This is a genomic window from uncultured Maritalea sp. (assembly GCF_937139385.1).
Taxonomy (GTDB): Bacteria; Pseudomonadota; Alphaproteobacteria; order Rhizobiales; family Devosiaceae; genus Maritalea; species Maritalea porphyrae_A.
On record NZ_CAKZPW010000331.1, the window covers coordinates 1 to 8,192 of the forward strand.

The 8,192-nt window shown below is 49.7% G+C and carries 9 protein-coding genes; 7 read left to right on the top strand and 2 right to left on the bottom strand.

Annotation, left to right across the window (positions count from 1 at the left end):
• Positions 1-148: 148 nt before the first annotated feature.
• Both Q0231_RS13540 and Q0231_RS13545 read right to left on the bottom strand, forming a co-directional pair.
• Positions 149-307, bottom strand: a complete 159-nt coding sequence (locus Q0231_RS13540; protein ID WP_299348132.1) for a hypothetical protein — start codon at positions 305-307, stop codon at positions 149-151.
• Positions 308-450: 143 nt separating this feature from the next.
• A complete protein-coding gene (locus Q0231_RS13545; protein WP_299348133.1) occupies positions 451-1,653 on the bottom strand; it encodes an ABC transporter substrate-binding protein in 1,203 nt (400 codons plus the stop codon).
• A gap of 319 nt (positions 1,654-1,972) precedes the next feature.
• Between Q0231_RS13545 and Q0231_RS13550 the strand changes: the two genes are divergently transcribed.
• The 7 genes from Q0231_RS13550 to Q0231_RS13580 form a co-directional block, all read left to right on the top strand.
• A complete protein-coding gene (locus tag Q0231_RS13550; RefSeq protein ID WP_299348134.1) occupies positions 1,973-2,974 on the top strand; it encodes a glycine betaine ABC transporter substrate-binding protein in 1,002 nt (333 codons plus the stop codon).
• Positions 2,975-3,229: 255 nt separating this feature from the next.
• On the top strand, positions 3,230-4,240 hold the full coding sequence (locus Q0231_RS13555) for an ABC transporter substrate-binding protein (protein ID WP_299348135.1): 1,011 nt from the start codon (positions 3,230-3,232) through the stop codon (positions 4,238-4,240).
• Positions 4,241-4,319: 79 nt separating this feature from the next.
• Positions 4,320-5,189: a proline/glycine betaine ABC transporter permease gene (locus tag Q0231_RS13560; protein ID WP_299348136.1), complete on the top strand. Its 870-nt coding sequence runs from the start codon at positions 4,320-4,322 to the stop codon at positions 5,187-5,189.
• Positions 5,189-6,217 (top strand): glycine betaine/L-proline ABC transporter ATP-binding protein, encoded by a 1,029-nt coding sequence (locus tag Q0231_RS13565; RefSeq protein WP_299348138.1) that lies wholly within the window; start codon positions 5,189-5,191, stop codon positions 6,215-6,217. The genes Q0231_RS13560 and Q0231_RS13565 overlap by 1 nt, the downstream gene beginning before the upstream one ends.
• A 35-nt stretch (positions 6,218-6,252) precedes the next feature.
• Positions 6,253-6,774, top strand: a complete 522-nt coding sequence (gene pyrE / locus Q0231_RS13570) for an orotate phosphoribosyltransferase (protein ID WP_299348139.1) — start codon at positions 6,253-6,255, stop codon at positions 6,772-6,774.
• 200 nt (positions 6,775-6,974) lie between these two features.
• The gene (locus Q0231_RS13575; protein WP_269395359.1) at positions 6,975-7,394 is read left to right on the top strand and encodes a TIGR01244 family sulfur transferase; all 420 of its coding nucleotides are present in this window, start codon (positions 6,975-6,977) and stop codon (positions 7,392-7,394) included.
• 72 nt (positions 7,395-7,466) lie between these two features.
• The coding region (locus Q0231_RS13580) for a biotin carboxylase N-terminal domain-containing protein (RefSeq protein WP_299348142.1) at positions 7,467-8,192 on the top strand (726 nt) is incomplete at its 3' end.

Sequence of the window (8,192 nt, forward strand, 5' to 3'; positions counted from 1 at the left end):
TGAGCCGTCAACGGCGTGAAACCCGCCGAAATGTTTGTGTAAGTCGTCTACGACGATCATATGTCCATCCCCGTGTCCGCCACATTTGTGGCTGGTTTTTATTGGTCGTTGTTTTCCGCGCGGTTCGAAACCCGAACTGCGCCCATGATTACAGCGAGATCTGATTTTGGAAAGTAACCGTTTCGGTCAGATGAAAACGAAACCGCAGCCGCGCTGCGTTTTTGGCGGCGCTTTGAACGCGGATTTCAGCTTTTGCGCCTCCAACGCAAAAAGCCATGGCCTCAGCAGCCATCACATGATTATTCATCTGTCTCTCCCTGACGGGACATGTTTCCCACATCCTCGCGGGGCGCCTTGTAGAGGCAGCGCCCGCGAAAGAAAAGTCGATTTGCAAAAGCAAAGGCCCGATCGCGGTGCGACCGGGCCCTGCAAGGTTCGATGACGCAGGGATCAGCGGTAGCCGACCGTGACCATCTTGCCGTCTTTCATCTCGATCTCACGGTAGCTGCCCGCGCTCTCGCCCGGTCCGATCAGCTCAACTGCGGATGCGCCGACATAGTCGATGTCTTTGCCTTCAGCGATAAGCGCTTTAGCTTTTGCCCATTCGCCTGGAAGGATAACTTCACCTGGTGCAGTTGCAACTTCACGAAGCGCTTTGTTCAAGCCTTCGCGGTCAGTTGAGCCGTGCTTTTCAAATGCCAATGCGAGCAAGAATGCAGAGTCATAAGACTGCGCACCAAATGCAGCGATTGGATCTTGGCCAGCAGCAGTTGCAAGTTCAGCATAAACACCAGTACCTGCGCTGTCTGCGCGGCCTTGACGTGTACCGATCATGCCTTCAACTGAAGCAGCGTCGATGCCTGTTAGCAATGCATCAGCGATCATGCCATCACCACCGAAGTAGACTTCGAAGTCACCAGACTCGATTGCTTGACGAAGCATTGTTTGGCCTGAACCTGAAGCATAAGCCAATACAACAAGGTTTGTTGAACCGCCAGCAGCCAAAGAACCCAATTCAGCACGGTAGTCTGATTTGCCTTCTTCGTGTGCTTCATTGACAGTTACATCGCCACCGCCTGCAGTGTATGCAGCAGACAATGCGTCTGCAAAGCCTTTACCGTAGTCGTTGTTTACATATGAGATTGCGATGTCGTTGATGCCTTTAGCAAGCAACAAACGCGCAACAACTTCACCTTGGTAGCTGTCTGATGGACCAACGCGGAACAATAGATCATTGTCTTCAACGGTGGTTACAGCTGGTGATGAAGCTGATGGTGATACCATCACAACGCCTGCTGGAATTGCTGCAGTGTTTGCTGCAGAAATTGTTGCACCTGAACACATTGCACCAACGATGGCGTGAACGCCGTCTGCGTTGATCAAGCGATCAGCCGCGTTGGCTGCAGCTGTTGCATCGGCACATGTTGAATCGCCGATTGTGTAAGTGGCTTCGCCACCAAGAATGCCGCCCTGTTCGTTAACGTGCTGAAGCGCAAGCTTAGCTGCGTCACCCATAGGAGGAGACAATGTTTCAAGTGGACCCGTAAAACCGAACATAATGCCGATGTTTACGCCTTCAGCCATGGCAGGTGATGCAGCGCTTAGAGCTGTTGCTGCAACTGCGGCTGTGAGTGCTGTTTTAAGATGACGCATAATTTCCCTCTGACTATTTTCATCTTCTTGTTTTTGACCCAAATTTGATGCCATATGATTTAGGCAATTTTGGGTTCTCACGAGGTCGTTTTCCTCCCTCGTCTGCGCCTAACAATAAACATTTTGAAAAAAGAGTCACCTATTTTGATCGAAATTTGACGAAGTTGACGTGCTAATTTGCGTTAATTGGTTAAGTTGGGCCACATTGGCTCTAATGGTTACAAAATAAATGTCATATCATCTGGTTAGCAGTGATTGCCTGACAATCGAAAGTATTGCTGTCTGGTGAAATAAAACTAGTAAGAAGGTCCGTGTTCGGATGAAAATTGCTCTCTTTACCGTTCGGCATTTGCTTGTGATGTGCTTGGCGTTCTGCACATTATTGTTCGGCGGATATGCGCTTGCCCAGGACGCTACTGAGTTCACCGGATGCGGTGAGAAGCAAATTGTAATTGCGGATTTGCAGTGGCCTTCAGCGTCGGTTTTGGCTCACGCGCATGCCCAAATAATTGCAACCCAGTTGAAGTGCAATACCAGTGTTGTGCGCGCGGATATTGAAAGCGCAGCGACCACTTTAAAAACAGCGCAAACCCCAACGCTAATTCCAGAAATGTGGGTAAGCCGGGTTGCGGACAAATGGAATCAAGTGATCGAAGCAAGGGCTGGGTTGGCGGCGGGCAAAAGCTATGACGTTGCGGTGTTTGAGGGGTGGTATGTTGCGGCGAAAGTTGTCGAAGATTTCCCCGCGCTTAAACTTGTTGGCAATCTAAAAGACATGCAGGCGCTCTATCAGCTGGAGGAAAAGCCTGAGTTTATTACCTGTCCAGCCAGTTGGGCTTGCTCAATCCTAAATGAGAATATGCTCAAAGCCTTTGGTCTTTCTGCGGCTTTTAAAGTGGTTGTGCCTGAGAATAGGTTGGATATGGATCGACGAATTGGCGCAGCGGTCTCATCAAATAGGCCGACAGTTTTTTACTATTGGCAACCAAATGCACTCGCACATGATTTGGGTATGCGTGCAGTTGATCTAGGGGGGCATTCGAATGATGCGTTCACCTGCATGGGCAACAAAGGGTGTGCAGATTTTCAACCAACAGGTTTTGCAAACGAGCAGGTTGTGCTTGCGTTGGCTGATTGGGTGCGTGGAGATGCCCCTGAGTTGTTGCCCTATGCGCGCAAAGCAAACATGCCGATGAAAGTCATGGATGAATTGTTGTCTGTCCAAGTGGAAGGGCAATTCCCCGCAGAACAAGTGGCTACGTATTTTATCGTAAATTATCCCGAGATATGGCAGGCCTGGCTGCCGGTCAATTCGCAGTAAAATTTAAGTAACAGACATGTATTCGATGAAGCTGCAAATCACCATAAATAGAACTATGTAGTTAGTATTCACGAATATTTTTTGATCTTTCGATCAACATTAAATACATCTTTGTTATTTGGTTTTACAAGTATTTGGCAGTTTTGGCTGTTTTCCTGTTTTGTTCACACAAATTTGTTTCCCCAAATCGTTTGACGCTCCACATGTGCATGCCTATGCTCGGGAAAATCGCGAGAACTATTTGGGAGAAAACGCGTGGCTAACAAAATAATGAATATTCTTGCAGGGACGGCGCTTTTGGCGGCTGTATCTGCCTTCGCACCGGCGGCTATGGCTGCATCTTGCGGTACGGACAAACAAATCGACATTGCTGAAATGAACTGGCCCTCAGCTGCGGCGCTGGCGCACATTCACGCGACGATTTTGGAAAAAGGTTACGGATGTGATGTGGAAGTTGTGATTGGCGACACTGTGCCAACTTCAGCTTCTATGTTGTCCAAAGGACGCCCCGCAATTGCGCCTGAATTGTGGACTGGTACAATTCAAGAAGCGTGGGACAAAGGTTTGGCCGATGGTCAAGTAAAAGCCGCTGGCCTTGCGATTTCGGATGGTGCTGTTGAAGGTTGGTGGATCCCAGACTATGTGGCTTCTGCCAATCCGGGCTTGAAATCAGTTGATGATTTACCTCAGTTTGCTGGTCTTTTTGCGGACCCAGATGAGCCTGATCAGGGCCGTTTTTATTCGTGCCCTCCAGGTTGGGGATGTGAAATCGCCAACGCAGCCTTGTTTGAAGCCTATGCACTTGAAGATAGCTTTAATCTGTTCTCACCAGGTTCTGGTGGTAATCTAGATGCTTCAATCATTCGTGCGTTCGAACGTGAAGAGCCAATTGTATTTTACTATTGGGGTCCAACGGCCATCATGGGCAAATATTCCATGGTGCAGCTGGAAATGCCTGAGCACGATCCCGCAGTTTGGAAATGCAACGTAGATTCAAATTGTACGCCAAAAGGCAAGAGTGCATTTGCCACACCGCCTGTTGTTGTTGCCACAGCGGCTTGGATTGCAGATGAGGCGCCGGTGGTATTTGAGTATTTGTCTGATGTTGCATTGAGCAACGTTCAAATCTCAAAAATGCTTGATTGGGGTTCTGCCAACAAAGCGGGTGCAGCTGAAACGGCTGAAAACTTCTTGAAAACAGAAGAAGACGTGTGGACCCAGTGGGTGCCAGCCGATGTTGCAGAAAAAGTAAAAGCCGCACTTTAAGTGGGCAATTGAACTTAACGAACAATAGTGGCCGGACGGGATTGACCGTCCGGCCATTTTTGCATGAAGGGATTTGGGAATGTTTCCGGAGTTTGTGAACACGCGTCCATTGCGTGTTTGGATGGATGAAGGTCTGAATTGGGTGGTCCGCAATTGGGGCGATGGATTTGAAGCAGCCGCCTATCCGTTGTTGGTGATGCTGAACAAAATTGAAGATCTGCTTTTGGCTGTGCCTTGGTGGTTGATCATTTTGGCGCTGGCCGCTCTGGCCTACGGGGCCACACGTCGGTTCACGCTGCCTGCGGTTGTGATCATCGGGCTTGTGTTCATGGGCATGATGGAGCTTTGGGAAGATAGTGTGAAGACCATGGCGCTGATGATTTCAGCGACGGTCACTGCGATCATTTTCTCCATTCCGTTGGGTATTGTGATGGCGCGTTCAACGCTGGTGCGCAAAATCGTCACCCCGATTTTGGATTTGATGCAGACTTTGCCTAGTTTTGTTTACCTCATCCCAACTGTGATGATTTTCGGGCCGGGTAAAATCCCAGCTCTTTTGGCGACCATCATCTATGCGGCACCGCCGCTGGTTCGATTGACGGATTTGGGTATCCGACAAGTGGCCGAAAATGTGCTTGAGGCCGCGCAAGCGTTTGGCGCATCGCCATCACAGCGCCTGTTCGGGGTGCAGATTCCATTGGCATTGCCCACCATATTAGCCGGTGTGAACCAAACCACCATGATGGCGTTGGCCATGGTTGTTATTGCCTCGATGATTGGGGCTGGTGGCCTTGGGTATCAGGTTCTGCAAGGCATTGGACGATTGGAAGTTAGTCGCGGCGTATTTGCTGGGTTGGGCATTGTGGTGCTGGCGATCATTTTTGACCGGATCACACAGGCTTACGGCAAGCAATTACAAGAGCAAATCGGCTTGGCTGGAGGTCGCTAATGACACATGAATATAAGATTGAAATGCGTGGCGTCACCAAGATTTTTGGCCCGCAACCAGACGATGTGCTCGCCCAGCTAAAGCAGGGACGATCCAAAGATGAACTGCAGGCTGAAACGGGGCATGTGATCGGCCTGAATAATGTTGATCTGAAAGTTGAGCCAGGGCAATTGCACGTGGTGATGGGGCTTTCGGGCTCTGGCAAATCCACCTTGATCCGCCATGTGAACCGATTGATTGACCCAACAGCTGGTGAGATTTTCGTGGATGGCGAGAATGTGCTGGCGATGAGTTTGGATGAGTTGCGCACGTTTCGACGTACCAAGATTGCTATGGTGTTCCAAAAGTTTGGCTTGATGCCGCACCGTTCGGTGATCGACAATGTGGCCTATGGGCTGGAAATTCGCGGCGTCGACAAAAAGAGCCGGCTCAAAACGGCAGAAGAATGGATCGCCACCGTTGGCCTTGAGGGCTATGAGCAATCGCGTCCGCATCAATTGTCTGGTGGACAACAACAACGTGTGGGGCTGGCACGTGCCCTTGCGATGGACGTGGATATCTTGCTGATGGATGAAGCTTTTTCTGCGCTGGATCCGCTTATCCGATCTGGCATGCAAGATGAATTGTTGGTTTTGCAAAAAACGCTGAATAAGACCATTTTGTTCATCACGCATGATTTTGATGAGGCGCTTAAAATTGGCGATCAAGTGACGGTGTTACAAGACGGAGCGGTTATTCAATCGGGGCGGCCTGAAGATATTGTGCTGAACCCGGCTAATGCGCATGTTGAAGAATTTGTGGCGGACGTGAACCGCGCCCGCGCGATCCATGTGCACACCATCATGGAAAAGGGTGAATTTGAGCGATGCGAAGCAGGCGTGCCAATTGGTGCGTGTTGCGAGGATGTGTTGCCCCTTTTTGCCGAGCATGATTGGGTTGGGGTGAATGATGATGATGGCGTGCAAGTGGGTCGTCTGACGGCCAAACAAGTCATCAAAGCTCTAGCCCGGCACAGTTCTGCGGTGTAAACCGTTCCAAATGCCACAACATTTGGGAGATGAATATGTCCGCGTTAAAGAGCCGTGTGATTGATACATGCAAACGAACTGGTGAGTTCACCACCCGCTCTGGGCAGGTGGTGAACACCTATTTCGACAAATATCAGTTCGAGGGCCGCCCCGAACTGTTGCGGGACATTGTTAAAGCGCTTGCGGAAAAAATAGATATTGATTTTGACGTTTTGGCAGGTCTGGAAATGGGGGGCATTCCTGTGGCCACGGCCTTGTCGCTCGAAATGAATAGGCCCTGCGTATTCGTACGCAAAAAAGCGAAGACCTATGGCACGGAACGCATATTCGAGGGGCCAGAGATTTCGGGTAAGCGCGTTCTTATTGTTGAAGATGTGACCACGACAGGTGGTCAGATCCTAATCTCATCAAAAGAACTTGCAGCGGCTGGTGCCCACATTGTTGGCGTTGTGTTGGTGATCGCTCGGGCGCAAGAGGCGGTTGATGCTTTGGAGAATGCGCAATTACCATTGATCGCCCTAATAACGCCCGCCGACCTTGAAGCCTTGTCCAAGTAGTCAGTGTTTTAGCGAGCAAATGCTGCTCAAAAATTGAGCAAAATCTACCCGAAAACACGTATCTTTTGGTATGTTAGACTAAATTGTATCTATATTTCTTTTGCGTGATTGTTTTTGTTGTTACTTGCGCTTGCTAAACCTTAAAACTGCCGCCTATAACCCGTTAACACTAGTGCATCCCTATATTCAGGAGACCCTTGATGGAACTTAAAAAGATCAATGATCGGGTGAGTGTTAGCCCGCAAATCCTTGTTGAGGATATTGCTGCGATCAAGCAAGCAGGGTTTAAAACCATCATCAACAATCGTCCTGATGGCGAAGCGCCGGACCAGCCAACTTCTGCTGAGATTAAAGCTGCGGCACAAGCAGAGGGGATCAAATTTGTTGAAATCCCAATGGGTCGCGAAGGTGTGTCACCGGAGATGATTGCGCAGACGCAATCAGCTTTTGCGGGTGACGAACCTGTTTTGGCCTATTGTCGATCTGGCACCCGGTCCACAACGCTTTGGGCCCTTAGTCAAGCGGGTAAACAAGACGCGCAAGACATCATCAAAGCCGCTGCCAATGCGGGATATGACATTTCGCATCTGTCGAACCATTTGGTTCAGCAAGCCGATTAAAAACAATTTGGCGCGTCCCCACCGCGCACAAATTGAATGCCAAACTATCAACAAAATAGGATGACCTCGTCCATGAAGATCAACAAAATCCTCGTCGCCAACCGCAGTGAAATTGCGATTCGTGTGTTTCGTGCTGCCAATGAAATGGGCATTAAAACCGTTGCGGTTTTTGCCGAAGAAGACAAATTGGCACTACATCGATTTAAGGCGGACGAGTCCTATTTGATTGGACAAGGCTTGGGGCCGGTTGAGGCCTATTTGCAGATTGATGAATATATCCGCATCGCCAAATTGTCTGGGGCGGACGCTATTCACCCTGGGTACGGCCTGCTTTCTGAAAGCCCTGAATTTGTCGATGCGTGCGAAGACGCTGGCATCATCTTTATTGGGCCAAAAGCTGAAACAATGCGTGCATTGGGCAACAAAGTTGCGGCGCGTAATATTGCGGAAAAAGCCGGTGTGCCTGTGGTGCCTGCAACCAAGCCTTTGCCCGATGATATGGACGAAGTGGTGCGCTTGGCCGAAGAAGTTGGCTATCCATTGATGCTTAAAGCCAGCTGGGGCGGCGGTGGTCGTGGTATTCGTCGGTGTGACACGCCCGAGGAGCTTAAAACCCAATACCCGCGTGTTATCTCTGAAGCCACTAAAGCGTTTGGCTCAGCCGAAGTCTTCATGGAGAAGTGCATCGTTAACCCGCGCCACATCGAAGTACAAATATTGGCAGATAGCCAGGGTAATGTGGTGCATTTATTCGAGCGGGATTGCTCTATACAGCGCCGTAACCAAAAATTGATCGAA